At 63.5% G+C, this 23,499-nt stretch carries 22 protein-coding genes; 7 read left to right on the forward strand and 15 right to left on the reverse strand.

All coding sequences use genetic code 11. The features are described from left to right. Window positions 1–61: 61 nt before the first annotated feature. The 12 genes from cheD to flhD all read right to left on the reverse strand — a co-directional run bounded on the left by cheD (window position 62) and on the right by flhD (window position 11,539). On the reverse strand, window positions 62–670 hold the full coding sequence (gene cheD, locus AC1RDJ_RS25700; protein ID WP_071324465.1) for a chemoreceptor glutamine deamidase CheD: 609 nt from the start codon (window positions 668–670) through the stop codon (window positions 62–64). Window positions 671–679: 9 nt separating this feature from the next. Next, window positions 680–1,552, reverse strand: coding sequence for a CheR family methyltransferase (locus tag AC1RDJ_RS25705; protein ID WP_071324466.1), 873 nt, complete (start codon window positions 1,550–1,552; stop codon window positions 680–682). A gap of 70 nt (window positions 1,553–1,622) precedes the next feature. Further along, window positions 1,623–3,350 carry a methyl-accepting chemotaxis protein gene (locus AC1RDJ_RS25710; RefSeq protein WP_493029120.1) on the reverse strand — a complete coding sequence of 576 codons (1,728 nt, stop codon included), beginning with the start codon at window positions 3,348–3,350 and terminating at the stop codon, window positions 1,623–1,625. 343 nt (window positions 3,351–3,693) lie between these two features. Then, window positions 3,694–4,200, reverse strand: a complete 507-nt coding sequence (locus AC1RDJ_RS25715) for a chemotaxis protein CheW (RefSeq protein ID WP_071324468.1) — start codon at window positions 4,198–4,200, stop codon at window positions 3,694–3,696. Window positions 4,201–4,229: 29 nt separating this feature from the next. Then, window positions 4,230–6,440: a chemotaxis protein CheA gene (gene cheA / locus AC1RDJ_RS25720; protein ID WP_071324469.1), complete on the reverse strand. Its 2,211-nt coding sequence runs from the start codon at window positions 6,438–6,440 to the stop codon at window positions 4,230–4,232. A 43-nt stretch (window positions 6,441–6,483) separates the two neighbouring features. After that, on the reverse strand, window positions 6,484–6,849 hold the full coding sequence (locus AC1RDJ_RS25725) for a response regulator (RefSeq protein ID WP_034758362.1): 366 nt from the start codon (window positions 6,847–6,849) through the stop codon (window positions 6,484–6,486). A gap of 83 nt (window positions 6,850–6,932) precedes the next feature. Then, window positions 6,933–7,481 carry a chemotaxis protein gene (locus AC1RDJ_RS25730; protein ID WP_071324470.1) on the reverse strand — a complete coding sequence of 183 codons (549 nt, stop codon included), beginning with the start codon at window positions 7,479–7,481 and terminating at the stop codon, window positions 6,933–6,935. Between the two features lie 46 nt (window positions 7,482–7,527). Next, window positions 7,528–8,505: a flagellar motor protein MotB gene (gene motB, locus AC1RDJ_RS25735; protein WP_071324471.1), complete on the reverse strand. Its 978-nt coding sequence runs from the start codon at window positions 8,503–8,505 to the stop codon at window positions 7,528–7,530. A 58-nt stretch (window positions 8,506–8,563) separates the two neighbouring features. Beyond that, the gene (motA, locus tag AC1RDJ_RS25740; protein WP_071324472.1) at window positions 8,564–9,424 is read right to left on the reverse strand and encodes a flagellar motor stator protein MotA; all 861 of its coding nucleotides are present in this window, start codon (window positions 9,422–9,424) and stop codon (window positions 8,564–8,566) included. Window positions 9,425–9,644: 220 nt separating this feature from the next. Then, a complete protein-coding gene (locus tag AC1RDJ_RS25745) occupies window positions 9,645–10,406 on the reverse strand; it encodes a class I SAM-dependent methyltransferase (protein WP_493029122.1) in 762 nt (253 codons plus the stop codon). Window positions 10,407–10,522: 116 nt separating this feature from the next. Next, on the reverse strand, window positions 10,523–11,086 hold the full coding sequence (gene flhC / locus AC1RDJ_RS25750; protein ID WP_071324473.1) for a flagellar transcriptional regulator FlhC: 564 nt from the start codon (window positions 11,084–11,086) through the stop codon (window positions 10,523–10,525). A gap of 135 nt (window positions 11,087–11,221) precedes the next feature. Then, window positions 11,222–11,539 (reverse strand): flagellar transcriptional regulator FlhD, encoded by a 318-nt coding sequence (gene flhD, locus AC1RDJ_RS25755; protein WP_034758381.1) that lies wholly within the window; start codon window positions 11,537–11,539, stop codon window positions 11,222–11,224. A gap of 606 nt (window positions 11,540–12,145) precedes the next feature. On the opposite strand from flhD, the gene kynU reads away from it, so the two are divergent. From kynU to AC1RDJ_RS25785, 6 genes are all read left to right on the forward strand, one after another. After that, entirely contained in the window at window positions 12,146–13,396 is a 1,251-nt protein-coding gene (kynU, locus tag AC1RDJ_RS25760) for a kynureninase (RefSeq protein WP_493029124.1), read from the forward strand. 8 nt (window positions 13,397–13,404) lie between these two features. Then, window positions 13,405–14,292, forward strand: coding sequence for a tryptophan 2,3-dioxygenase (gene kynA / locus AC1RDJ_RS25765; RefSeq protein ID WP_071324474.1), 888 nt, complete (start codon window positions 13,405–13,407; stop codon window positions 14,290–14,292). Between the two features lie 136 nt (window positions 14,293–14,428). Beyond that, a complete protein-coding gene (locus AC1RDJ_RS25770; protein WP_071326584.1) occupies window positions 14,429–14,974 on the forward strand; it encodes an RBBP9/YdeN family alpha/beta hydrolase in 546 nt (181 codons plus the stop codon). Window positions 14,975–15,081: 107 nt separating this feature from the next. Further along, entirely contained in the window at window positions 15,082–17,136 is a 2,055-nt protein-coding gene (locus AC1RDJ_RS25775) for a hypothetical protein (protein ID WP_493029125.1), read from the forward strand. Between the two features lie 2 nt (window positions 17,137–17,138). Continuing rightward, the gene (locus tag AC1RDJ_RS25780; protein ID WP_493029126.1) at window positions 17,139–18,158 is read left to right on the forward strand and encodes a leucine-rich repeat domain-containing protein; all 1,020 of its coding nucleotides are present in this window, start codon (window positions 17,139–17,141) and stop codon (window positions 18,156–18,158) included. Window positions 18,159–18,189: 31 nt separating this feature from the next. Continuing rightward, window positions 18,190–19,215, forward strand: a complete 1,026-nt coding sequence (locus AC1RDJ_RS25785) for a hypothetical protein (RefSeq protein WP_493029127.1) — start codon at window positions 18,190–18,192, stop codon at window positions 19,213–19,215. 28 nt (window positions 19,216–19,243) lie between these two features. Here the strand turns inward: AC1RDJ_RS25785 and AC1RDJ_RS25790 are convergent, their stop codons facing one another. Continuing rightward, window positions 19,244–20,281, reverse strand: coding sequence for a hypothetical protein (locus AC1RDJ_RS25790; RefSeq protein ID WP_493029128.1), 1,038 nt, complete (start codon window positions 20,279–20,281; stop codon window positions 19,244–19,246). Between the two features lie 134 nt (window positions 20,282–20,415). Between AC1RDJ_RS25790 and AC1RDJ_RS25795 the strand changes: the two genes are divergently transcribed. Further along, window positions 20,416–21,147 carry an alpha/beta fold hydrolase gene (locus tag AC1RDJ_RS25795; RefSeq protein ID WP_493029129.1) on the forward strand — a complete coding sequence of 244 codons (732 nt, stop codon included), beginning with the start codon at window positions 20,416–20,418 and terminating at the stop codon, window positions 21,145–21,147. Here the strand turns inward: AC1RDJ_RS25795 and AC1RDJ_RS25800 are convergent. Both AC1RDJ_RS25800 and htpG read right to left on the reverse strand, forming a co-directional pair. After that, complete coding sequence (locus tag AC1RDJ_RS25800) at window positions 21,124–21,489, reverse strand: hypothetical protein (RefSeq protein WP_493029131.1); 366 nt, start codon at window positions 21,487–21,489, stop codon at window positions 21,124–21,126. The two genes, AC1RDJ_RS25795 and AC1RDJ_RS25800, sit on opposite strands and share 24 nt — an antisense overlap. Before the next feature lie 68 nt (window positions 21,490–21,557). Next, window positions 21,558–23,477: a molecular chaperone HtpG gene (htpG, locus tag AC1RDJ_RS25805; RefSeq protein WP_493029132.1), complete on the reverse strand. Its 1,920-nt coding sequence runs from the start codon at window positions 23,475–23,477 to the stop codon at window positions 21,558–21,560. Window positions 23,478–23,499 lie beyond the last annotated feature (22 nt).

The raw sequence follows: 23,499 nt of genomic DNA on the forward strand, positions 1-23,499 counted from the left end.
CCGGGGCACGGTGCGCATCGCAAGCCGCAAAGCGCGACGCGCAGCAGGTTTGGTCCGGCGTTTAGAACAGTTCGATCTCGCCGCCGACCGGCGCCACCTTGAGGCGGCTGGCGTAATCGAGCTCGCGGCGCACCAGTGTGTCGTTATGCGTCTGCATCAGCTTTTTCACCAGCACCTTGCCGCTGCGCGGGAAGAAGTACACCTTGCGCGGGTGGATGTCGTTGAGGTCTTCCGCCACCACGCGCATCTTCTCCGCCTTCAGGTAATTGATGACGAAAGCCGCATTGCGCTCGCCGACGTTGATCGCCGTGAAGCCGCGCAGCACGGCGCCGCCGCCAAACACCTTCGCTTCCATGTTCTCGCGCCGTGCTCCCGCCTTCAGCAAGTCATTGATCAGGATCTCCATGGCGTAGGTGCCATACCGCATGGAGGCCGAGATCGGGCTGTTGGTATCGCTGCCGCCGTCGGGCAGCATGAAATGGTTCATGCCGCCCAGCCCCGTGACCCGGTCGCGGATGCAGGCAGAGACGCAGGAGCCGAGCACGGTGACGATCAGCATGTCCTTGTTGGTGAAATAATACTCCCCAGGCAGGATCTTGGCGGCGTCACAATTGAACGTCCTGTCGTAATAGACGTTAGTGGCAAATTGCTCTTTGGGTTCCAGGCTCATATCTCACTCTCATGTACGATGCAACGATGCCTTGGGGACGCTGCCCCGTGGCTGGTCGAGCTCATAAACTGTTTTACCGCGCAGCTTCAATGAATCCGACACGTACAGAAAATTCTCCGAATGGCCGGCAAACAGCAGGGCATCTGGCTTCATCAACGGCACAAAGCGCGTCAGGATCTTGCGCTGCGTCGCCTTGTCAAAATAAATCATCACATTACGGCAGAAGATGACGTCGAACTGTCCCGTCAGGGGCCAGCTGTCAGCCAGCAGGTTGAGCGGCTTGAACGTGATCATCTGGCGCAACTCCGGGCGCACCCTGACCTGCCCCTCGCGATCGCCCTTGCCGCGCAAGAAGAAGCGCCGCGCGCGGTCGGCCGGCATCTTGTCGAGCCGGTCCAGGTTGTAGACGCCGTTGGCGGCCGTGGCCAGCACATTCGTATCGATATCGGTGGCGATGATGGTGACCGGCGGCGTGAGCGTATTGAAGGCCTCGCACACCGTCATGGCGATCGAATACGGCTCCTCGCCGGTGGAACTGGCCGAACACCAGATGGTGATCGGCCCGCTCAGTTTCTTCACATGCTCGGCCAGCAGCGGGAAGTGATGCGCCTCGCGGAAGAATGACGTCAGGTTCGTCGTCAGCGCATTCGTGAACGCTTCCCACTCGTCGCCCATGCGGCCCGCTTCCAGGTCATCCAGGTAGCGGACGAACGAGGAAATGCCGGTCGCGCGCAGGCGCCGCGCCAGGCGGCTGTAGACCATTTCCTGCTTGCTGTCGGCCAGCGCGATGCCGGCCCGCTTGTAAATCATGGCCCGAACCCGCTCGAAGTCCTTGCCGGTGAAGTCAAACTCCTTGACCGAATCCGTTTTAGTTTGCGGCATTTGTTTTTACCTCTCTATGACTACTCTGAACAATGCCTTTGCAATGCTACCTAGCGGGACCGGGTTGGCGTCAGAACTCTTCCCAGTCATCGCCGCCGGCTGCCGCCAGCTTTTTCGCCGGCGCCGGCGCAACGGCTTGCGCCGCCTTTGCCAACCGCCGTGTACTCGTCGCCGCCACCTTCAGGGCCGGGCGCGCCACGGCCGCCTTGACGGATGCAGGCGCCGCAAGCGGTGCCTGTGGCGCCATGCCGTCGCCATCGAGCTTGAAGATGCTGACGGCGTCGGCCAGTTTCTGCGCCTGATCCTGCATGCTTTCGGCCGCCGCCGCCGCTTCCTCGACCAGCGCCGCATTTTGCTGCGTCATCTGGTCCATCTGCGCGATGGCCTGGTTGACTTCTTCGATGCCATGGCTCTGTTCCTGCGTCGCCGCCGTGATTTCGCCCATGATGTCGGCCACCTGCCGGATCGACGTGACGATCAGGCCCATGGTCTGCCCCGCCTCGTCCACCAGGCGGCTGCCCGCATCGACCTTGTCGACCGAGTCGCCGATCAGGCCCTTGATCTCTTTCGCTGCGCCGGCGGATCGTTGGGCCAGATTACGCACTTCGGACGCCACCACCGCAAAGCCGCGGCCCTGCTCGCCCGCGCGCGCCGCCTCCACCGCGGCATTCAACGCCAGGATGTTCGTCTGGAACGCGATGCCGTCGATGACGCCGATGATGTCGACGATCTTGCGCGAACTGTCCTTGATCGAACCCATGGTGTCGACCACCTGCGCCACCACGCTGCCGCCCTGCTCCGCCACCGACGATGCCGACACGGCCAACTGGTTGGCCTGGCGCGCATTGTCCGCGTTCTGCTTCACGGTCGACGTCAGTTCTTCCATCGACGACGCCGTCTCTTCCAGCGAGCTGGCCTGCGTTTCCGTGCGCGCCGACAGGTCGGCATTGCCGCTGGCGATTTCGCGCGAGGCCACGGTGATCGTGTCCGTGCCGTTGCGCACGTCGCTGACGGTCTTCACCAGGCTCTCGTTCATGTCCTTCAGCGCCTGCTGCAGCGCGCTCGTTTCATCCTTGCCCTCGACCACCACGTGCGACGTCAGCTCGCCCGCCGCCACTTTCTGCGCCACGGCCAGGGCGCCCGACAGCGGCACCGTGATCGAACGCGTGATGAACACGGCGCACCAGGCGCCGATCGCCACGGCCGCGCCGCCGAGGATCAGCAGCACCGTCATCAGGCGCGCATCGGCCGCCAGCGAACCATCCATGAAGCTTTGCTGCGCCACATGCTGCAAGTCGAGCAGCTTGTTGATATCGGCCAGCGTCTTCTTGTTCAGCGGGTCGATGCGCGTGGCAATCACCTTCGCCGCGCCCTCGCTGTTAAACGCCAGCACTTGCCCCATCGCCTCCTTGAAGGCGGCATCGACTTCGCCGTCGGCCTTGGCGATATTGGCCAGCAGCGCCTTCTCGCTGTCGGACAGTCCCAGGCTGGCCAGCTTGTCGCGCGCGCCGTCATACAGCTTGCGGTGCTCGCGCACCTTGCCTTCTTCCGCCTGCATCAGGCCGACATCGCCCTGCAAGCCGATATTGCGCATGGCAATACCCGTTTCCAGCATCGCGCTTTTCATCAGCGATGCCTGTGTATTTTTCTCGCCGGCCAGCGCCAGGCCGGACAACAGCTCGGCCTTGTTGCGGTAGTTCAGGGCATTGGCGGCCACCACTACCACCACGAGGATGGCGAGGATGCTGCCAAAACCGATGCCCAGCCGCGTACCTATCTTAAAATCGCGCAAACTCATTACAGTCTCCAATATTTATGTGAACGGCGCCCGCTCAACCGTGCGGTACCGTGTTATGGCCGGGTCTCTGACGGACCTTGCAGCCTGCCGGCGCGCCTCAAGTAAGCACCCCCCAATAAATTATTCTGACTTCTGACTTCCGTAACCGGCGCCGTGCGGTGTTGCCCGCAGCTAGCAGTGCGCGCACTGCGTCGCTGCAGGCGCCTTGCACGGCATCCGGTTCTGTTCGTCATAAATTCACAATAATTTCCCGAGGATTGCTTTCCCGCGCCGGTACATGCATATCTGTAGTGATTCTTTGCGTGGTCAAACGGCGGCGCACCGGGCGCCGCCTTGCTGCCGCTTACGCCGCCAGCTTGTCGATCAGGCCCATCTCGCTGCTCGACATCAGCTTGTCGATATCGACCAGGATCAGCATGCGCTCGTCGATGGTGCCCAGGCCGATCATGTAATCGGTCGAGAAGGCCGTGCCCATTTCCGGCGCCGGCTTCACCTGCTCCGGCGTCAGCGTGGTGACGTCGGAAACGCTGTCGACCACCATGCCGACGATGCGGCCGCCGATGTTCAGGATGATCACCACCGTGAACTGGTCGTACACGGGCGTGCCCAGGTTGAACTTGATGCGCATGTCCACCACGGGAATGATGATGCCGCGCAGGTTGATCACGCCCTTGATGAACTCCGGCGCGTTGGCGATGCGAGTCACCGCTTCGTAGCCGCGGATCTCCTGGACCTTCAGGATATCGATGCCGTACTCTTCGGAGCCCAGGGTGAAGGCCAGGAATTCACGGCCGGCGATGTCCTTGCCGTCGCCCGGTTTGCTTCCGGATGTTTGTTGAGTATCTGACATGGTGGTTTCCTATCTTTTATCTATCGGTGTTACGAAAAAATGGACTCGTCAGCCAGCTGACGAGAGGAACGGATCAGGGCGGCGACGTCGAGAATCAGCGACACGCCGCCATCGCCCAGGATGGTGGCGCCGGAAATGCCCACCACCTTGCGGTAATTCGATTCGAGGTTCTTCACCACGACCTGCTGCTGTCCGACCAGGTCATCGACAAACAGCGCCGCCTTGCGCCCTTCCGTCTCGAGGATCACGCAGATGCCTTCCGATGGACTGGTGAAGCGCGGCGCGATGTCGAACATCTGGTACAGCGGGATCAGTGGCAGGTATTCGCCGCGCACCTTCACCACCTGGCCGCGGCCAGCGATGTCCTTGATGTCTTCAACGGCCGGCTGCAGCGATTCGATGACAAAGCCCAGCGGTAAAATATACACTTCGTCGCCGACGCGGATCGACATGCCGTCCAGGATGGCCAGGGTCAGCGGCAGCGAGATGGAAATCGTCGTGCCGAAGCCCTTCGCCGAGCGGATGTCGACGACGCCGCCCATGGCGCTGATATTGCGCTTGACGACGTCCATGCCCACGCCGCGGCCCGACACGTCGGTGACCGCTTCGGCGGTGGAAAAGCCGGGCGCGAAAATCAGCTGCCACACCTCGGCGTCGCTCATGCTCTCGGACACGTCCAGCCCCTGCTGCTGCGCCTTGGCCAGGATGCGTTCGCGATTCAGGCCGGCGCCGTCATCGGATACTTCGATGATGATGTTGCCGCCCTGGTGGCTGGCCGAGAGGAACAAGCGGCCCGCCTCGGTCTTGCCGGCGGCCACGCGGGCGGCCGGCATTTCCACGCCATGGTCGATGCTGTTGCGCACCAGGTGCGTGAGCGGATCGACGATGCGCTCGATGAGGCCCTTGTCCAGTTCCGTCGCCGCTCCATTCGTGATGAAGTCGACCTTCTTGCCCAGTTTCGTCGCCAGGTCGCGCACCATGCGCGGGAAGCGCGAGAAGACGAAATCCATCGGCATCATGCGGATCGACATCACCGCTTCCTGCAGGTCGCGCGTGTTGCGCGTCAGGTGGCTGACGCTGTCGAGCAGTTTTTCATGCAGCATCGGGTCCAGCGCGCCGGCGCGCTGCTCGATCATCGCCTGCGTGATCACCAGTTCGCCCACCAGGTTGATCAGCTGGTCGACCTTTTCAATCGAGACGCGGATCGACGACGATTCGGCGCCCGCCTTGTCGCCCTCTTTCTTCGACGGCTTCTTGTCCTGCTCCACTTCGGCCACGAGGCTGGCCACGGCTTGCACGATGGCCGCGCCGGCAGTGGCGGCACCGGCCTTGGCGGCATCGGCGCGGATCTGTTCGAGCGGCTGGAAGAAGCCATAGCCGCGCTGGGCGTCGCTGGACTCGCCCTGCGCGGCGGCGCGGATTTCCTCGATCGGTTGGAAGAAGCCGTAGCCTGGATCTGCTGCCGCCTGCGCGGCGGGAACGCCGGGCAAGGGGTCGAAGAAGCCATAGCCCTGCGCCTTTTCCTGCGCCGCGCGGGCCGCATCGGCTTCGCCTGGCGCCAACGGCGGCGCCTGCGTGATCACCATGTCGTCCGGATTGAGCACGAACGAGCAGATGGCCAGGATATCGTCCAGGCTTTCATGCGTCGTCACTTCCAGCACGCTGCGCGCGTCGGGCAGCGCCGACACCGCCACGTCGCCCAGCAAGCCCAGTTCGGCCGCCAGCGCATCGACTTCGCGCTGCTCCATGGCCGGCAGTTCCAGGCGGATGCGCTGGCCGCCGGCATGGCTGACGGCTTCCTTTTCCGCCGTGTGGAAGGCTGGCGCCACGGGTGTGAGCGCGGCCACCGGCACGTCCTGCGAGAACGACTGCAGCATCATGCGCACATTGGCCACGGCGTCCTGGTCGACGGCGCTGCCCAGGCGATGGCCGTCGAGCTGCATCTTGAGGATGTCCTTGGCGGCCAAAAAGGCGTCGACGTGTTCCGCCGTCAGGGCCATCTGGCCCTGGCGGATGCGGTCGAGCAGCGACTCGAGGATGTGCGTCACCTCGCTCATGTCGCTCAGGCCGAACGTCGAGGCGCCGCCCTTGATCGAATGGGCAGTGCGGAAAATCGCATTCAGGTCTTCGGCGTCGGGCGCCGCAATATCGACGGCCAGCAGCAGCCGTTCCTTTTCAGCCAGCAGTTCCTCGGCCTCATCGAAAAAGACCTGGAAAAACTGGCTAATATCGATGGTCATATGGTGACTCCGTCAATTGCATCGTTGCGCTGCGCGGCTGGCATCAGCCGATCACCTTCTTGACCACCTCGATCAGGCGTTGCGGATCGAACGGCTTGACCAGCCAGCCATTGGCGCCGGCGGCACGTCCCTTCGACTTCATTTCGTCCGACGACTCCGTCGTCAGCATCAGGATGGGTACCTTCTGGTAGGTCGGCAGTTCACGCAGCAGCTTGATCAGCTCCAGGCCGTCCATGCGCGGCATGTTCTGGTCCGTCAGCACCAGGTCCACGGTTTGCAGCTTGGCTTTTTCCAGTCCATCCTGGCCGTCGACGGCCTCCACCACTTGGTAACCGGCGGCTTTCAGGCTGAACGCCACCATCTGGCGCAATGAGCTGGAATCGTCCACTGCAAGTATCGTTTTGGCCATCTTTGCTCCCACTTATTCCGGGCATCCTGCCCGAGTATTTGATTAATCAATCCATGCAACCGCAAGCGTTCCGCACTGGCATGCTAGAACAGCTCGATGTCGCCACTTTCCAAATGCTGCTGACTGACAGCCTTGCGCAGCACGCTGCGCAACTCCAGGCTTTGAATCGCCAGCGCCATGCTGACCCGCCCCAGCAGGGCGACAATTTCTTCGTTATCGCTCTCTGGCAACATCTCGGCGCCATGCGAGCCCAACGTCCCGAGGAACTCGCGCAAGCCCGTCACCCGTTTCAGGGTGCGCTCGATCAGCTGGCTGGTCATGTCCTGGAATTGCAGGCTGGTGATGGCGGCGTTGACATAGCCGCCCACCTCGTCCTGCAGCGCCAGCAGCCTTGTACGCTGCTCCTCCGGCGGCACGCCGCCTTCGAGCAGCATGGCGATGGTGTCCTGCTGCGCCGCGACGGCCGCGTGGATGGCCATGAAATTGAAGGACAGCTTCTCGATCGCCTCTTCCAGCAAGATGCCGGTCTGCACCAGGTCGGTTTCCACCTCCGTCAAGTGCTTGCGGCCATGGTCCGACACGCCAGACAGCAGGCGCTTTACATGCGAGCCAAGTATTTTCTTTCTTGTCATAAAGGTCTCATTGTTTCAATACACCACGCGTTGACGGCCTTGCGTGTTATTTTTTCGCCGCTGCCGGGCTGGGGACGGGCGCCGCGGGGGGCGGCGAACCGGCCACCAGCCCCGAGGCGACTGCGGCGCTGGCGGCATCGGTCACCGGCAACTCCATCGCCGAGCCATCGCGCAGGACGTTCTCTTCCGTGCGCTTGTTCATGACGATGATGCTGATGCGCCGGTTGATCGGGTTGAACGGGTCGAGCTTGTCCAGGTGGGCAGCCGAACCGAGTCCCACGACGCGCAGGACCTTGTCTTCATTCATGCCGCCGATCACCAGTTCGCGCCGCGACGCATTCGCGCGGTCGGCCGACAGTTCCCAGTTGCTGTAGCCGGCATCGCTCATGTAGGGCGTCGAATCCGTATGGCCGGACAGGCCGATGCGGTTCGGCACTTCATTGAGCACGAAGCCGATCGCATGCAGGATTTCCTTGGTGTACGGTTGCAAGTTGGCATTGGCCAGGGCGAACATCGGACGATTCTGCTCGTCGACGATCTGGATGCGCAAGCCTTCGCTCGTGATATCGAGCAGCAACTGATTCTTGTATTTTTTCAGCAGGGGATTGGCGTCGATGGTCGCTTCGATGCGCGCCTTCAGCGCCTGCAGGCGCCGGCCCTCCTCGCGTTCGAGCGCGGCCTTGGCCGAATTGAGGTCGAACGACTTGCGCTGCTGCTCTTCCTGCGCCTTGCGCACCTGGCCATCCTGGCGCGACAGGTCCTGCCCGCCGCCCTGGATCACGGAGTTGCTCTCGCCGCTGCCGGAACCGCCCGCCATCGCCACCTTCAGCGGCGTCTTGAAGAATTCGGAGATGCCGTTCAAGTCGCCCTTCGACGTCGAGCCAAGCAGCCACATCAGCAAGAAGAAGGCCATCATGGCCGTGACGAAGTCGGCGTAGGCGATTTTCCACGCCCCGCCATGGTGTCCGCCAGCCGTCTTCTTGATGCGCTTGACGATAATCGGGCGCATGCCTTCATCGGCCATGGCGTTCCCCTTCCCTGCACTGCAATTGACTCATGGTATCTGTGCGTGTCTTCACTGCTTACTTCGTTTTCGATTTCTTGATGTGCTCTTCCAGCTCGTTGAACGTCGGACGCTCGGTCGAGAACAGCACCTTGCGGCCGAATTCCACGGCCAGCGCCGGCGCATAGCCGTTCAGGCTGGCCAGCAGGGTCACTTTCACGCACTGGAACATCTTGCTCGACTCTTCCAGCTTCTGCTCGAGCAGGCTGGCCAGCGGACCGACGAAGCCGTAGGCCAGCAAGATGCCGAGGAAGGTGCCGACCAGCGCGTGCGCGATCAGCATGCCCAGCTCGGCCGGCGGGATGCCCACCGATTCCATCGTGTGCACCACGCCCATGACGGCGGCGACGATACCGAAAGCGGGCAAGCCGTCGCCCACCTTGGCGATCACGTGGGCCGGCACCGCGCCTTCGTGATGGTGCGTCTCGATCTCGTTATCCATCAGGTTTTCGATCTGGAACGCGTCCATGTTGCCAGATACCATCAGGCGCAGGTAATCGGTCATGAACTCGACGATATGGTGGTCGGCCAGCACGGCCGGATACTTGGAAAACAGCGGGCTTTCCTGCGGGCTGTCGATATCGCCTTCGATCGACATCAAGCCTTCCTTGCGCACCTTGCTGAGCACTTCGAACAGCAGCGACATCAGCTCCATGTACAGCTCTTTGGTATAGCGCGACCCCTTGAACAGGGTCGGCAAGGCCGCCAGGGTGGCCTTGATGGCCTTGTTATTGTTACCAACAAGGAAGGCGCCCAGGGCGGCGCCGCCGATCATCAGCAGCTCCACCGGCTGGAACAACGCCGCCAGATGGCCGCCCGCCAGCGCGAAACCGCCAAAAACCGAGGCGCAGACGACGATGTATCCGATTATGACTAACAAGTGCCCTGACTCCCAAATAGGGCCGGGCTGACGCGCCCGGCATGCTCAAACCAGTTCCCTGCAGCCGGAGGCTGTGCCACGGGCGGGGAACAGCGGCAAAAAATGTAACCAAAGGTAGATTGAAATGCCCCGCTTTTCAACCCAAATCCAACAAAATGCCGTGTGGAACTACAATAACGTGAGATTGTCCTCCGGGCAAGCAAATAACGCAGACAATTGCTTAAAAGCACCATATGTAGAGCAAGGGGCCACTCTCTGTGGCGGCAATGGTCTTATCGGGTTCACGTGCCGCAATCTTGAATTCGTAACTAAGAAGCATGCTTCCGGGCAACATTTCTTTTTCAGCCTTGAGCCACAGGGCCGACATGACGGCCGGCGACAGGTAGGCAAACACCACGTCGTAGGCACTGAAATCGAGCGCCGCGTAATCGCCGCGCAGGAAGCGCGCGCGGCTGCCGCCGGCGCGCGCGCGCAGCCGGCTCACCAGCCACGGCAGCGGTGCCAGTTCGATGCCGGCAAAATGCCCGTCGGGACGGCGCCGCGCCAGGTCCAGCACCAGGCCGCCGAGTCCGCTGCCGATGTCGACCAGGCGCACGCCGGGCCGTTCGGCGATCAGCTGCGCCACGGCTTGCCATACTTTCGGCCCCGACGGATAGAACGGCACTTGCGTGCGAAACGTGGACCAATACAGGCTCAACAGGAAAACAAAGGCGACCAGGAAGACGGCAGGCGGCAAGTCCAGCAGGCTGGCGCCCAGCAGGGCCGGCGCGAACAGCAGGCCGATGGCGCACCACCAGCGCGCCAGGCCCGCGCGCCAGGTGATGATCGCCGCCAGCATGCCCTGCACGCCGGCCACGGCCAGCAGCGACATGGCGACACCGAGGCGCGCCAGGGCATACACCAGCAACAGCATCAGGGGAAAGGCCAGTACCTGGATCAGGATGGCCTTGAGCGCGGGCGCGCGCAGGATTTGTTGCAGCATGTGGGCAAGCTCGAAAGGGAAAGCGCCAGTGTACGGCGAAAGCGCCATGAAAAAGCCGGAGTCCGGTCTGGCGACCGGCTCCGGCATTCACTGTATATATATTGGGGAGGATGGTATCAGGCAGCCAGGCCGGACGGCGCTGCCGCGGCCGCCTCGTCGCGCGCCTTCTTGGTCTTGCCGGCACGCGAAGGCATGTGGCACAGGCCGCAGACATAATCGGCGTTCAGGTCGAGGCAATTGACGACAAACTTGCCGCCGCACTTGCCGCAAGGCGCCATGTCCAGCATCTTGCTGCTGAAAAAGCGCACCAGGGTCCAGGCGCGGGTCAGCGACAGCAGCGGCTCTTCGCCCGCTTCGGGCGGCATCTGCTCCAGATACAGCTTGTAGGCCTTCATCACCGCCTCGATGCCGGTGGCGCCGGCGTGGTCGACGAGGAATTTGTGGATATTGATGAACAGCGAGGAATGGATATTCGGTTGCCAGGTAATGAACCAGTCGGTGGAAAACGGCAGCATGCCCTTCGGCGGCGAGACGCCCTTCAATTCCTTGTACAGGTTCAACAGGCGTTCGCGCGACAGCGAGACTTCGGTCTCCAGCAATTGCAAACGGGCGCCAAGCTGTATCAATTCGATGGCCAGCTGGATTTCCTGCGCTTCCGATACGACACTTTTCTTGGCCATGCTGACTACTCCGGATGTGACTGATGCTGACTGAAGGTTGCCGGCAAAAATATTCAGGGCAAGCCGCGTTGCCGAAAACGGTAAGAATGTACTGCGAGGCAAGGCAACGCCGCCATGGGCGCTTTGCCGGGAACCTTATGCGATTTCTTCGACGCCCTGGCCTGCCATCAGGATGGCAGCGTGCGACTGGGCCAGCGAGCGGTCTTTATTGTAGTTCGTCAACATGCCAAGGATGGCGCTGTCGTCGAAGCGAAAACGGGCCAGCATCATGTTGCCGCCAGCCAGCTTCAGGATTTGCGCATTGCTCATGCCTTCGATCAATTCGGCGATTTCAGCGGCAATGCCGAGACGGAAGATGGCCGTTACCTTGTCCGCACGAATCATTTGCTGAGCCAGCATCAGGTAGCTCAGGTTAGCGTCGCGAATCTCAGCCATCATATCGTTAGCAGTCATTTCCATCTCCTCAATCCGTTGAATTCAGCTGGCGTTGTTTGTTGCCAGTGAGATACATTCTGCAGGAGCAACATCAAACGCAACAGAGGCGTAGCGCTGTATTTTTGGTCGGGGAATGGCGGGCAGGAGCGTAGGTGTTTGTCTGACAAACACCGCTCAATGGGGTTCGCACGCCAGCAACGGCGCGGATTCCGGAAGTATGCAAGGGGTCAGAATCAGCTGACTTTTGACCTGCAATAAATATCACTTTTTTACAACAGCTTGACCTGAATCAAGCCCATCTACCTATGTAACGGCAGCTCCGACGGGAACTTTAGGCCTTTTTTAAAAAATATTTAAAAAACCTGCGGTTCTTGTTCGACGGATTTCCGCGTGTCATGTATTCATTGACGGCGGCGTCTGGAGGAACTTTAGGGTTTTTTGAAAATATTTTTAAAAAGCGTGATTTTTTTCGTTGACGCCCCGCAAGCCCGCATTTTTCCGTGGCCCGCCACCGCCGGCAATCGCGCTTTCCTGCCGGGATTTGCTACACTGCTGCTCTCGCGTGATACTTTAAGCCTCAAGCAATATCATGCCATCCAGATAAGTATCAATATGAAAGCCACCATGACTTCTCGACAAGACTGCACTGCGCGCGACCTCGATGACCCTCTGGCGCCCCTGCGCCTGCAGTTCGACCTGCCCGCCGGCGTGATTTATCTCGACGGCAACTCGCTCGGCGCGCGGCCGAAGGCGGCCCTGGCCCGCGCCCAGCAAGTCATCACGGCCGAGTGGGGCACGGACCTGATCCGCAGCTGGAATACGGCCGGCTGGTTCGACTTGCCCAAGCGCCTCGGCGACCGCCTGGCCCCGCTGCTCGGCGCGCAAACGGGCGAAGTGGTCATCACCGACACCACTTCCGTCAACCTGTTCAAGGCCCTGGCCGCCGCCCTGCAGATGCAGGCATCCGATCCGGCGCGCGCGGCGCGGCGCGTCATCGTCAGCGAACGCAGCAACTTCCCTACCGACCTGTACATGGCGCAAGGCCTGGCCGCCTGGCTGGACCGCGGCTACCAGCTGCGCCTCGTCGACAGCCCCGAGGAACTGGCGCAGGCCATCGATGCCGAGTGCGCCGTCGCCATGCTCACGCACGTCAATTACCGCACCGGCTACCAGCACGACATGGCCCTTGTCAGCAGCCATTGCCACGCGCAAGGCGCGCTGGCGCTGTGGGACCTGGCCCACTCGGCCGGCGCCGTGCCGCTGGACCTGAATGGCGCCGGCGCCGACCTGGCGGTCGGCTGCACCTATAAATACCTGAACGGCGGCCCCGGCTCGCCCGCCTTCATCTGGGTGCCGGAAAAGCACCAGGCCCGCTTCCGCCAGCCCCTGTCCGGCTGGTGGGGCCACGCCACGCCGTTCGCCATGGATCCTTCCTTCGCGCCGGCCGACGGCATCAAACGCGCCCTGTGCGGCACGCAGCCCATCGTTTCGCTGGCCCTCGTCGAATGCGGCCTGGAGATCTTCGCGCAAACCAGCATGGAGGCCGTCCGCCGCAAGTCGCTGGCCCTGACGGACCTGTTCATCGCCCTCGTGGAACAGCGCTGCGCCAGCCACCCGCTGGGGCTCGTCACGCCGCGCGAACATGCGCGGCGCGGCAGCCAGGTCAGCTTCACGCATCCGCACGGCTACGCCGTGATGCAGGCGCTGATCGCGCGCGGCGTCATTGGCGACTACCGCGAGCCGGCCATCATGCGCTTCGGCTTCACCCCCCTGTACACGAGCTTTGCCGACGTCTGGGATGCCGTCGAGATCCTGCGCGACATCCTCGACACGCAAGCGTACGACATCGCCGCCAAGCGCGACGCGGTCACCTGAACCATCCCATGAGCGACGAGAAGAATATGAACAAGGACAATACCAGCGGCTGCCCCATGCATGCCGGCGGCCAGGACGCGCAGTGGCATGGCGCACAGATGGATTTCAGCGAGTCCATGAGCTACGGCAACTACCTGGCGCTGGACCGCATCCTGACGGCCCAGCATCCGCTGTCGCCCAACCACAACGAGATGCTGTTCATCGTGCAGCACCAGACCAGCGAATTGTGGATGAAGCTGATGCTGCACGAGATGCACGCCGTGCGCGCCAACCTGCAAAACGGCGAGCTGGCGCCCGCCTTCAAGATGCTGGCCCGCGTGGCGCGCATCATGGACCAGCTGGTGCACGCGTGGGACGTGCTGGCGACCATGACGCCGCCCGAGTACACGGCCATCCGCCCCTACCTGGGCGCCTCGTCCGGTTTCCAGTCCTACCAGTACCGCGAAATCGAATTCATTTTGGGGAACAAGAACGCGGCCCTGCTGAACGTGCACACGACGGCGCCCGACACCTACAAAGTGCTCGACTCTGCCCTGCGCACGCCATCCGTCTACGATGAATCGATCAAGCTGCTGGCGCGCAGCGGCCTGCATATCGCCCCCGAACGCCTGGATGCCGACTGGACCCTGCCGACCAGCGCCGACGCGTCCGTGAAGGCGGCGTGGCTGGAAGTCTACCGCGACCCGTCGAAACACTGGGCGCTGTACGAACTGGCCGAAAAGCTGGTCGACCTGGAGACGGCCTTCCGCTTCTGGCGCTTCCGCCACGTGACGACGGTCGAGCGCATCATCGGCTTCAAGACGGGCACGGGCGGCACGGCCGGCGTCAGCTACCTGCGCAAGATGCTCGACGTGGTATTGTTCCCGGAACTGTTCGCCCTTCGCACTGAGTTATAAAACTGCCAGACCAAATCTGCCGCGCGGCGCGCCTTGCGGCCGGCAATGCTCGCTGTGCATGCGCACCGCTGCGCATCCCGGCTACAACGCACTGCCGCTCGCTACGATTTTGTCAGGCATGCTAATAGGAGAAATGATGTCGCCTCTCGTCCTGACCCTGGCCGGCCTGTGGAATTCCGGGCCGCAGCACTGGCAAACCCACTGGGAGGCGCGCCACCCGGACTGGTCGCGCGCGCCGCACCGCGAATGGCAGGCGCCGGACAGGGACGAATGGGTGACGGAGCTCGATCGCGCCATCGCTGCCTGTCCCCGCCCGCCCGTGCTGGCGGCGCACAGCCTGGCCTGCGCGCTGGTCGCCCACTGGGCTGCCAGCGGCTCGCCGCACCGGATTGCCGGCGCCTTTCTGGTCGCGCCCAGCGACGTGGAAGCGCCCTCTTACCCGCAAGGCACGACGGGCTTCGCCCCCATGCCGCTGCAAGCCTTGCCGTTTCCCAGCCTGGTGCTCGCCAGCGGCGACGATCCTTATGTCAGCGTCGCGCGCGCGCAAGCCTTTGCCAGCGCCTGGGGCAGCGATTTCACCCTGATCGGCGACGCCGGCCATATCAACGGCGACGCCGGCTACGGCCCCTGGCCGCAAGGCGAGCGGATGCTGCTGGAGTTCTGCGCCGCGCACCAGCACTGACGGCCAGGGCGCGCAGCGCACACGATACGCGCGCGCATTTGCCCACAAGGAAGAACGCAGGCAGAATCGTGGCCTTTCCATTGCGGCGCCCCGGCGCCAGCCTCACGATGAAACGTCTGCTTCTGCCTTTGCTCCTCTGTTCTGCGCTGGCCCACGGCGCGCCTTTTTACGAAGGCAAGACCCTCGCCCATCCCGCCATTGCCGCCTCGCAGGATAGCGGCCTGGACATCGCCTTCCTCAAGGAAAAGGATGGCGTCAACGGCTATTATTGCGAATGCACGGGCGCCAGCGCGAAAACCCTGCCGCTCGACCGGTTCGGCAACGCCGCCATCCGCTCCGTCTTCTACGCCTCGCTGGACAAGGAATCGGACAGCAGCGTGCAAACCATGCTGGTGCTGTTCCGCCAGGACGGCAAGAACGGCTTGCGCGCCTACCGCTACGACCGCAGTTCCGGCAAGTACCGGCGCCTGGACGGCTTGCAGCCGGCGCTGAACCGCATCGTGGCGCAAGGCACCAGTCCCAACGCGGGCCAGGTCAAGGCGGCGCTGGCCAGGCTGGCGCCGATGGACTACAGCGTCGCCCGGGGCAAGAGCGGCAATGCGGACTTCGACGCCATCGACCATACGCAAGGCACGGTGGTCGGCTATTACAGCGACGACGGCACGCCCGTGGCGGCAGGCGCCAAGGACGCCATCACCTACAAGAAAACCTTCGAGAAAAAGGGCGAGCGCTTCCTGACGGCCAGCTACACGCTGTACAGCGACGCGGGCGCCGGCATCCTGCCCAACTACCGCCTGTGGCAAGTGACGTGGGAAACGGCGCCGCGGCAATTCACGGGCAGCGAGGACGGCCCGTCCGTCATCTACAGCCTGGCCTGGGACGACGGCACGGTCGTCGAGCGCGGCCAGTACGTGAAAGGCAAGCGCCAGGGCCTGTGGGTGCGTGAAGGCATGCACGAAGGCAGCGAGAAAGGCCATTTCGTCAACGGCCTGCGAGAAGGCCTGTGGCACTTCGACTACCCCAAGCAAAGCGAGAGCGGCATGTACCGGGCCGGCAAGCGCGAAGGCCGCTGGACAGTCGTCAACTATGCCGACGAAGACGAAGTGACGGGTTTCGATACCTACGCGGGCGGCCAGCTGAATGGCCCGCACGAACGCCGCATGGCCGGCAAGCTGCAAACGCATGGCAACTACGTCAACGGCGCGCGCCACGGGCCGTGGATCACGGAAGACGGCGACGGCAGCTTCATCGACGGCTTGCGCGACGGGCCATGGAAACTCAAGCTCAAGGACAAGGCCACGCAAAGCGTCACTTTTGTGAAAGGCAAGAAACAGGGCGAGGCGCTGGACACGGACGCCGGCGGCGCGCTGCGTCTGCGCGACCATTACCAGGCCGGCGTGCTCGATGGCGCGCGCACGCGCTACCTTGGCCCGGCCGGCAAGGAGTACGTCGTCTACACGGCCACGTTCCGCAACGGCCAGCTCGACGGACGCGAGCAGGCGTTCGACGACAGCGGCAAGATCCTGCGCCTCGATACGCTGTGGGACAACGGCAAGAAACAGGGCCTGGACGCGCGCTACTACCCGAACGGCAAGCCGGAGCGCCTGGCCGTCATCGACCAGGGCCGCCTGCTCACGCACCTGCGCGAATATTACGAAGACGGCCAGCTGCTCAACGACATCCACCGCTGCACGTTCAAAGAGTACGGCAGCACGCGCGACGACGTGTGCGAATACCATCACATGTACTACCCGGACGGCAAGCCGCAGTATTACTACGCCTTCCAGTACGGCCAGCGCCAGGAAGGCTATTCGAACTACCCGAACGGCAAGCGCAAGGACGAACTGCTGGTTGACCGCGCGGCCGATACCTCCGTCGTCAACGCATATTACGAAAGCGGCCAGCTCAAATGCACGGAACCGCGCCGCGGCCACAGCACGCGCACGGTGAATGGCGAGTCGATGATCAGCTACGCTTCAGCCGACCGCGATGGCGACAATATCTGCTACCACCCGAACGGCAAGGTGGCCAGCATCTATACCTTCCGCCAGCGCGTGCTCGTCGCGTGCGGCAAGCGCTACGACGACACGGGCAAGCAGACCTTCCCGGGGCCGGAAGGCTGTCCGCCCCCCAGGCAGGTAAGCTACCCCATAGGACTGTGACGATGACGCAAGCAACACGACCGCAGTGCATCCAGAACCCCGAGCACATCGACGCCACGGCGATCCGCGCCGCCATCGCCGATGGCAAGCAGGTGCTGGTGCAGTTCAATACCCTGGGCGAGCCGGAGCCGCTGCTGGCCGACCTCGACGCCCTGGCCGCCACCTGCGGCACGGCGCTGACCATCCGTATCTACGGTTACGACCCGCGGGTGTTCGATACCCGCATCCTGCGCGCGTTGCCGCATGTGGCCAGCCTGTCCATCGACTGCCACCGCAACGCCCTGTATCTTGAAACCCTGGGCGAGCTGCGCCACCTGAAGCGCCTGAGCCTGGGCGTGTACGAGCTGGCGCAAGCCGACATCCTGCAGCTGGAGAATTTGCGCGGACTAGAGCACCTGCATCTGGGCGAATCGGCCAAGGACAATATCGACCTGGCGCCCCTGCGCCACTATGCGCACCTGTCCAGCCTGACCATCGAAGGCCACCACCAGCACATCGACACCCTGGCCGGCCTGCCGGCGCTGCGTGACCTGTCGCTGTACCGCATCAAGAACAAGGTGGCGCTGGATTTTGTGTCTGGTATGGAGCGCCTGCGGCAGCTGAAACTGCAGCTGGGCGGCCGCGAATCGCTGGCGGACATCGAAGCGCCATTGCTGGAACAGCTGGAAGTGATACGCGTGCGAGGACTGCAGCAGCTGGGCGATATCGGCCGCTTCCCGCTGCTGCAGGCGCTGTGGGTGGAAGACCAGATCAAGCTGCGCCAGGTCGTGCTGGGCCAGAACACCGCTCTCGAACGCCTGAACCTGCACACCTGCAAAACGCTCGACAGCCTGCCCGGCCTTGCCGCCCTGCCTGCCCTGCGCCAGCTGTCGGCATCGGAAACCCTGCTCGACGTGGACGCGCTGCTGCAGGATCTGCCCGCGTCGCTGACGCACGTGCGCCTGCGCACGGGCAAAAAAACACGCGACGACGCCATCGCGGCGCAGCTGGCGGAGCGCGGCTACAGCAACGCGCGCCTGTAAGGCAGCGCTCTTCTCGCACAGGAATCACCCCATGTACCAGCCTCCCACCCAACACCGCATCCACCAGCCCGCGCGCATCGACGCGGCGGCCATCCGCTCGCTCATCGGCAACGACGAGCAGGTCACCGTCCAGTTTACGCAGGACCGCTTGCCGGCGCCGCTGCTGGCCGACCTCGACGCCCTGGCCGCCACCTGCGGGCCGGCGCTGGAAATCCGCTTTTTCGGCGCCAGTGCCGAACCGTTCGACGCCGACGTGCTGCGCGCGCTGCCGCATGCCGTCAACCTGTCGCTCGACTGCCACATGCGCGCCATTCACCTCGAGCGGCTGGGCGAGCTGGGCCGCTTGAAGCGCCTGCACCTGGGCGTGCATCACCTGGCCGAACTCGATATCCTGGCGCTGGACACCCTGCGCGGCCTGGAAGCACTGAGCCTGGGCGAAACGGGCAAGGGCCAGATCGACCTGGCGCCGCTGCGGCACTGGCCGCAGCTGGCGCAGCTGCACACGACGGGCCACGTGAAAAACATCGACGCCATCACGGCCCTGCCCGCGCTGACGCAACTGTCGCTGTCGCAGGTCAAGAGCAGGGATGAGGTGGACTTCGTCAGCGCCATGCCGGCGCTGACGCGGCTGCGCTTCATCCTTGGTGGACGCGCATCGATCGCCCACGTCACGGCGCCGCGGCTGGAAGAGCTGGAAGTGGTGCGCGTGCGCGGAATGGAAAACCTGGGCGATATTGGCCGCTTTCCACTGCTGGCGCGGCTTTCGGTGGAAGAGCAGATCAAATTGACGGAAATCAGCCTGGGCGCCAATCCGATGCTCGAATGGCTGGTTCTGCGCAACTGCAAGACGCTGCTGCGCTTGCGCGGCGTCGCGGCGCTGCCTGCGCTACGCGCCCTGGCGGTGAGCCAGACGCAGCTCGATTTCGACATGCTGGTGGCCGAGGGCTTGCCGCGCGCACTGCGGCAGTTCAGCTTTGGGACGGGGAAAAGACAGCGCGATAAGGAAATTGACGCGCAATTGACGCAGCTCGGTTACGCCAAGGCGCCCTACTATTGAAAACAGCGTGTTGAAAACGGCGTTGACATCAGCGGCTGGCAGCCAGCTTGCGCTGCCATAGCGCGACGTCGATCATCACGCCGTCCGTGCCCGTATTGCGGATGTAGACGCGGTAGCTGCCCTGCCCCATGTCGCCATCGAGGTAGGCGGTACGCTCGTTGCGCTGCACCCTGGCGCCCTTGGCCATCTGCCGGTAGCGTTCCACCACGGTGTCGAAACTGGCATAGCTGCGCAGCGCCACTTCCAGGTCGCGTGGCGGGCGGCCTTCGGCCTGGTCCAGCACATTGTTCTGCTTCTTGCCCTTGAGGGTGAGCGGATAGGCAAACACGCCGGCGCCGGCCGACGTCAGCACCGTGGATTTATCGAGCAGCAGCGGCAGCAGCGCCGGCGGAAACGCGGGCGGCAACTGCGCGCGGTTCCAGCCTGGCAGGGCCGGGCGCGCCAGCACGTATTCGACACTGGCGATCTTTTGCCCGTCGGCGCCCGCTTCCTTGTCGGCAGCGATCAGCGCCAGCATCGGCGGCAGCTGCCTGGCCCACGCCAGCAGCGGCGCCGCTTCGTCGACCAGCATGCCCTTGCGGTGAAACACGGTCAGCACGGCGTTCGGATCGGGATTGCAGGTCTTGGCCAGCGGCCGCCCTTCGAGGCGGCAATGGCCGTTGACGAGGCCGAAGGCGATCAGGGCGCCGCGCTTGTCGAGCAGCATGGCGCCCCGTTCACGCCCCTGGTTGCGGTCATTCATCGACGCCAGCAACTGCCGGCCATCGGGCAGCACGGTGCGCGTGGCGTCGCGCTTTTCGCTGATCGCTTCGAGCGCCTGCTCCAGCAGCAGCTCATCATCTTCCGTGTAGCTGCCGCGCGCATAGCCGAAAAAATCGAACAGCGCGGCGCGTACCTGCGCATCCTCGCTCAGGCGCGGCAAAGGGCCGCGCGCCAGCAGCGTAGACAGGGTTTTTCCCGCTGGCGCCGACGGTGCCGCCGTGGCATGCGCGGCTGGGGAAAGGAGGCTGGCGGCCACCAGCAAGGCGCCGCCCATGGAGCGATAGTTCGATAAAGTGATATGCATGTTTCTGTCTGCCCGGGATCTACCCGTTATTCCGGCCACGCGTGGCCTGTCGGGGATTCTAGCATGGCGCCAGCGCCCATGCCGTGCGACTGGCGCGCGGCGCAAGGGCGCCGCCGGCTGCTATGATGGCCGCGATGACGACACTTGCACACGCCTCCCCCCTTCTGGTCCTGCTGCCCGGCATGGATGGCACGGGCCAGCTGTTCCGGCGTTTTGATGCGGCCCTGCACGCGCAAACGGCCATGGACCGCCTCTCCATCGCCTACCCTGCCGCACCGCTCGACTATGCGGCGCTGGAAGCGTTCGTGCGCGAACGGCTGCCGCGGGATCGTCCCTTCGTCGTGCTGGCCGAATCGTTTTCCGGGCCGCTGGGCGCCGCCCTGCGCGCCGATCCGCCGCCCGGCATGCGCGCCCTGATCCTGTGCTGCTCGTTCGTGCGCAATCCGCGCCCCCTGCTGGCGCCGCTGCGCCACCTGCTGGGCCTTGTACCCTTCGGCGCCCTGCCCGGCATCGCGCTGCGCCAGGCGCTGCTGGCGCCCTACGCCACGCCGGCCCTGCAGGCGGAACTGGCGGACGCCCTGGCACAGGTGCCGCCCGCCGTGCTGCGCCAGCGCCTGCGCGCCGTGCTGGAAACGGACGCCTCGCGCAGCTTCGCGCGCGGCGGCTTGCCGGTGCTGTATCTGCGCGCGCGCCATGATCGCCTGGTGCCGCCGGCAAACGCCCTGCAGATCCTGCGCCTGGTGCCCGGCGCGCAGCTGCTGGACATCGCCGCGCCGCACATGCTGCTGCAGGCGGCGCCACAGGCGGCCGCCGATGCGGTCACCGCATTTTGCGCCAGCCTGTCAGCCGCGCAAGAAACGATGTAAGCGCGCGCTGGCCCGCACGGCCAGCCAGCTCAAGCCGCCCGAGAGCACGCTGAAGTAGATGGCGCGCAGCGGATGCTGCGGCAGCAGATACGCGAGCACCGCCGCGCCCAGCAAGCCGCACAGCACTGGCTTCCAGCGGCCGGGCGGCAGCAGCGCCAGCAGCAAATTCGTGCCCACATACACGTAGAACACCAGCAGCAGCGCCAGCCCGCCAGCCACGCCGCGCGAACCGAGGGCGCCAAACAGCTGCGTGTACAGGTAAAAACCCAGCCAGCTCAGAAAGACAAACAGCACGCAGCCCAGCGCATGCGCGCCCAGGCCGGCCATCAAACGATGCATCATCCTGTCCCCAAAAAGAAAAAGCCGGCCCTTTCACCTGGAAAGGACCGGCTCGCTTGCGTCTACAACAATTACTTCGCCGAGTTAAGCAGCAACTCGTTCAGGCGCTTGACGAAACTGGCCGGGTCGGCCAGCGAGCCGCCTTCGGCCAGCATGGCCTGGTCGAACAGGATGTTGGCCCAGTCGCCGAACTTGCCGCCTTCCGCATCCTCGTATTTCAGGCGCGTCACCAGCGGGTGGTTCGGGTTGATCTCCAGAATCGGCTTCGATTCCGGCGCGCTCTGGCCCGCCGCCTTCAGCATGCGCAGCAGGTTGCCCGACAATTCGTTTTCATCGGCCACCAGGCAGGCTGGCGAATCGGTCAGGCGGAACGTCACGCGCACGTCCTTGGCCTTGTCGGCCAGCGCGGTCTTCATCTTGCCCACCAGGTCGGCGTACGAGGATTCCGTTTCTTCGTGCTCTTTCTTTTCCGCCTCGTCTTCCAGCGCGCCCAGGTCCAGGCCGCCCTTCGCCACGGACACCAGTTCCTTGCCTTCGAAATCCTGCAGGAAGGACAGCATCCATTCATCGACGCGGTCCGTCAGCAGCAGCACTTCGACGCCCTTCTTGCGGAAGATTTCCAGGTGCGGGCTGTTCTTGGCGGCGGCGTAATTGTCGGCCGTGACGTAGTAAATCTTGTCCTGGCCTTCCTTCATGCGCGCCACGTAGTCGGCGAACGAGGTGATTTGTTCGTCGCTGTCGTTGGCCGTCGAGGCAAAGCGCAGCAGCTTGGCCAGGCGCTCCTTGTTGGCCGCGTCCTCGCCGATGCCTTCCTTCAGCACCTGGCCGAATTCCTTCCAGAAGACGGCGTACTTGTCCTTCTTGTCCTGCTCGTCCGCATTCGCCAGTTCCTCCAGCATGCCCAGCACGCGCTTGGTCGAGCCTTCGCGGATGACTTTCACGTCGCGCGATTCCTGCAGGATTTCACGCGACACGTTCAGCGGCAGGTCGGCCGAGTCGATCACCCCGCGCACGAAGCGCAGGTAGGTCGGCATCAGCTGTTCGGCATCGTCCATGATGAAGACGCGCTTGACGTACAGCTTGATGCCGCCGCGCTTGTTGCGGTCCCACATGTCGAACGGCGCCTTGGCCGGAATGTACAGCAGCTGCGTGTATTCGCTGCGGCCTTCGACGCGGTTGTGCGTATGCGTCAGCGGTGCCTGGAAGTCGTGCGAGACGTGCTTGTAGAATTCGTCGTACTGTTCCGGCGTGATGTCGGCCTTGTTGCGGGCCCACAGGGCGCTGGCCTGGTTGACGGTCTCGAATTCGTCTTTCAGGACGGTTTCTTTTTTCTCTTCGTCCCACTCTTCCTTCTGCATCACGATAGGCAGCGAGATATGGTCCGAGTACTTGCGGATGATGGATTTGATCTTCCAGCTCGACAGCAGCTCGTCCTCGCCTTCACGCAGGTGCAGGATGATGTCCGTGCCGCGCGACGGCTTGTCGATCGATTCGATGCTGTAATCGCCTTCGCCGGCCGATTCCCAGCGCACGCCTTCGGAGGCGTCCACGCCGGCGCGGCGCGTTTCCACGGTGATCTTGTCGGCGACGATGAAGCCGGAATAGAAGCCCACGCCGAACTGGCCGATCAGAGCCGCGTCCTGCTGCTGGTCGCCCGACAGCTTGCCGAAGAATTCCTTGGTGCCCGACTTGGCGATCGTGCCCAGGTGCGAGATCGCCTCGTCACGGGTCATGCCGATGCCGTTGTCGGAAATGGTGATGGTGCGCGCATCCTTGTCGAAGCTGACCTTGATCTTCAATTCGTGATCGTTGCCGTACAGGGAGTCGTTATCGATCGCTTCGAAGCGCAGTTTGTCGGCCGCGTCGGACGCGTTCGAGATCAGTTCGCGCAGGAAGATTTCCTTGTTCGAGTACAGGGAATGGATCATCAGGTGCAGCATTTGCTTCACTTCGGTCTGAAAACCCAGGGTTTGCTTTTCGGAGACAGCCATTTTTACCTCATAGTCTTGTGGA

Source organism: Janthinobacterium sp. GW822-FHT07H10, from assembly GCF_058798675.1.

Coding starts and splice junctions, on each gene's coding strand:
- cheD (WP_071324465.1), bottom strand. CDS start 670: ATGAGCCTGGAACCCAAAGAGCAATTTGCCACTAACGTCTATTACGAC.
- AC1RDJ_RS25705 (WP_071324466.1), bottom strand. CDS start 1,552: ATGCCGCAAACTAAAACGGATTCGGTCAAGGAGTTTGACTTCACCGGC.
- AC1RDJ_RS25710 (WP_493029120.1), bottom strand. CDS start 3,350: ATGAGTTTGCGCGATTTTAAGATAGGTACGCGGCTGGGCATCGGTTTT.
- AC1RDJ_RS25715 (WP_071324468.1), bottom strand. CDS start 4,200: ATGTCAGATACTCAACAAACATCCGGAAGCAAACCGGGCGACGGCAAG.
- cheA (WP_071324469.1), bottom strand. CDS start 6,440: ATGACCATCGATATTAGCCAGTTTTTCCAGGTCTTTTTCGATGAGGCC.
- AC1RDJ_RS25725 (WP_034758362.1), bottom strand. CDS start 6,849: ATGGCCAAAACGATACTTGCAGTGGACGATTCCAGCTCATTGCGCCAG.
- AC1RDJ_RS25730 (WP_071324470.1), bottom strand. CDS start 7,481: ATGACAAGAAAGAAAATACTTGGCTCGCATGTAAAGCGCCTGCTGTCT.
- motB (WP_071324471.1), bottom strand. CDS start 8,505: ATGGCCGATGAAGGCATGCGCCCGATTATCGTCAAGCGCATCAAGAAG.
- AC1RDJ_RS25745 (WP_493029122.1), bottom strand. CDS start 10,406: ATGCTGCAACAAATCCTGCGCGCGCCCGCGCTCAAGGCCATCCTGATC.
- flhC (WP_071324473.1), bottom strand. CDS start 11,086: ATGGCCAAGAAAAGTGTCGTATCGGAAGCGCAGGAAATCCAGCTGGCC.
- flhD (WP_034758381.1), bottom strand. CDS start 11,539: ATGACTGCTAACGATATGATGGCTGAGATTCGCGACGCTAACCTGAGC.
- kynU (WP_493029124.1), top strand. CDS start 12,146: ATGACTTCTCGACAAGACTGCACTGCGCGCGACCTCGATGACCCTCTG.
- kynA (WP_071324474.1), top strand. CDS start 13,405: ATGAGCGACGAGAAGAATATGAACAAGGACAATACCAGCGGCTGCCCC.
- AC1RDJ_RS25770 (WP_071326584.1), top strand. CDS start 14,429: ATGTCGCCTCTCGTCCTGACCCTGGCCGGCCTGTGGAATTCCGGGCCG.
- AC1RDJ_RS25775 (WP_493029125.1), top strand. CDS start 15,082: ATGAAACGTCTGCTTCTGCCTTTGCTCCTCTGTTCTGCGCTGGCCCAC.
- AC1RDJ_RS25780 (WP_493029126.1), top strand. CDS start 17,139: ATGACGCAAGCAACACGACCGCAGTGCATCCAGAACCCCGAGCACATC.
- AC1RDJ_RS25785 (WP_493029127.1), top strand. CDS start 18,190: ATGTACCAGCCTCCCACCCAACACCGCATCCACCAGCCCGCGCGCATC.
- AC1RDJ_RS25790 (WP_493029128.1), bottom strand. CDS start 20,281: ATGCATATCACTTTATCGAACTATCGCTCCATGGGCGGCGCCTTGCTG.
- AC1RDJ_RS25795 (WP_493029129.1), top strand. CDS start 20,416: ATGACGACACTTGCACACGCCTCCCCCCTTCTGGTCCTGCTGCCCGGC.
- AC1RDJ_RS25800 (WP_493029131.1), bottom strand. CDS start 21,489: ATGATGCATCGTTTGATGGCCGGCCTGGGCGCGCATGCGCTGGGCTGC.
- htpG (WP_493029132.1), bottom strand. CDS start 23,477: ATGGCTGTCTCCGAAAAGCAAACCCTGGGTTTTCAGACCGAAGTGAAG.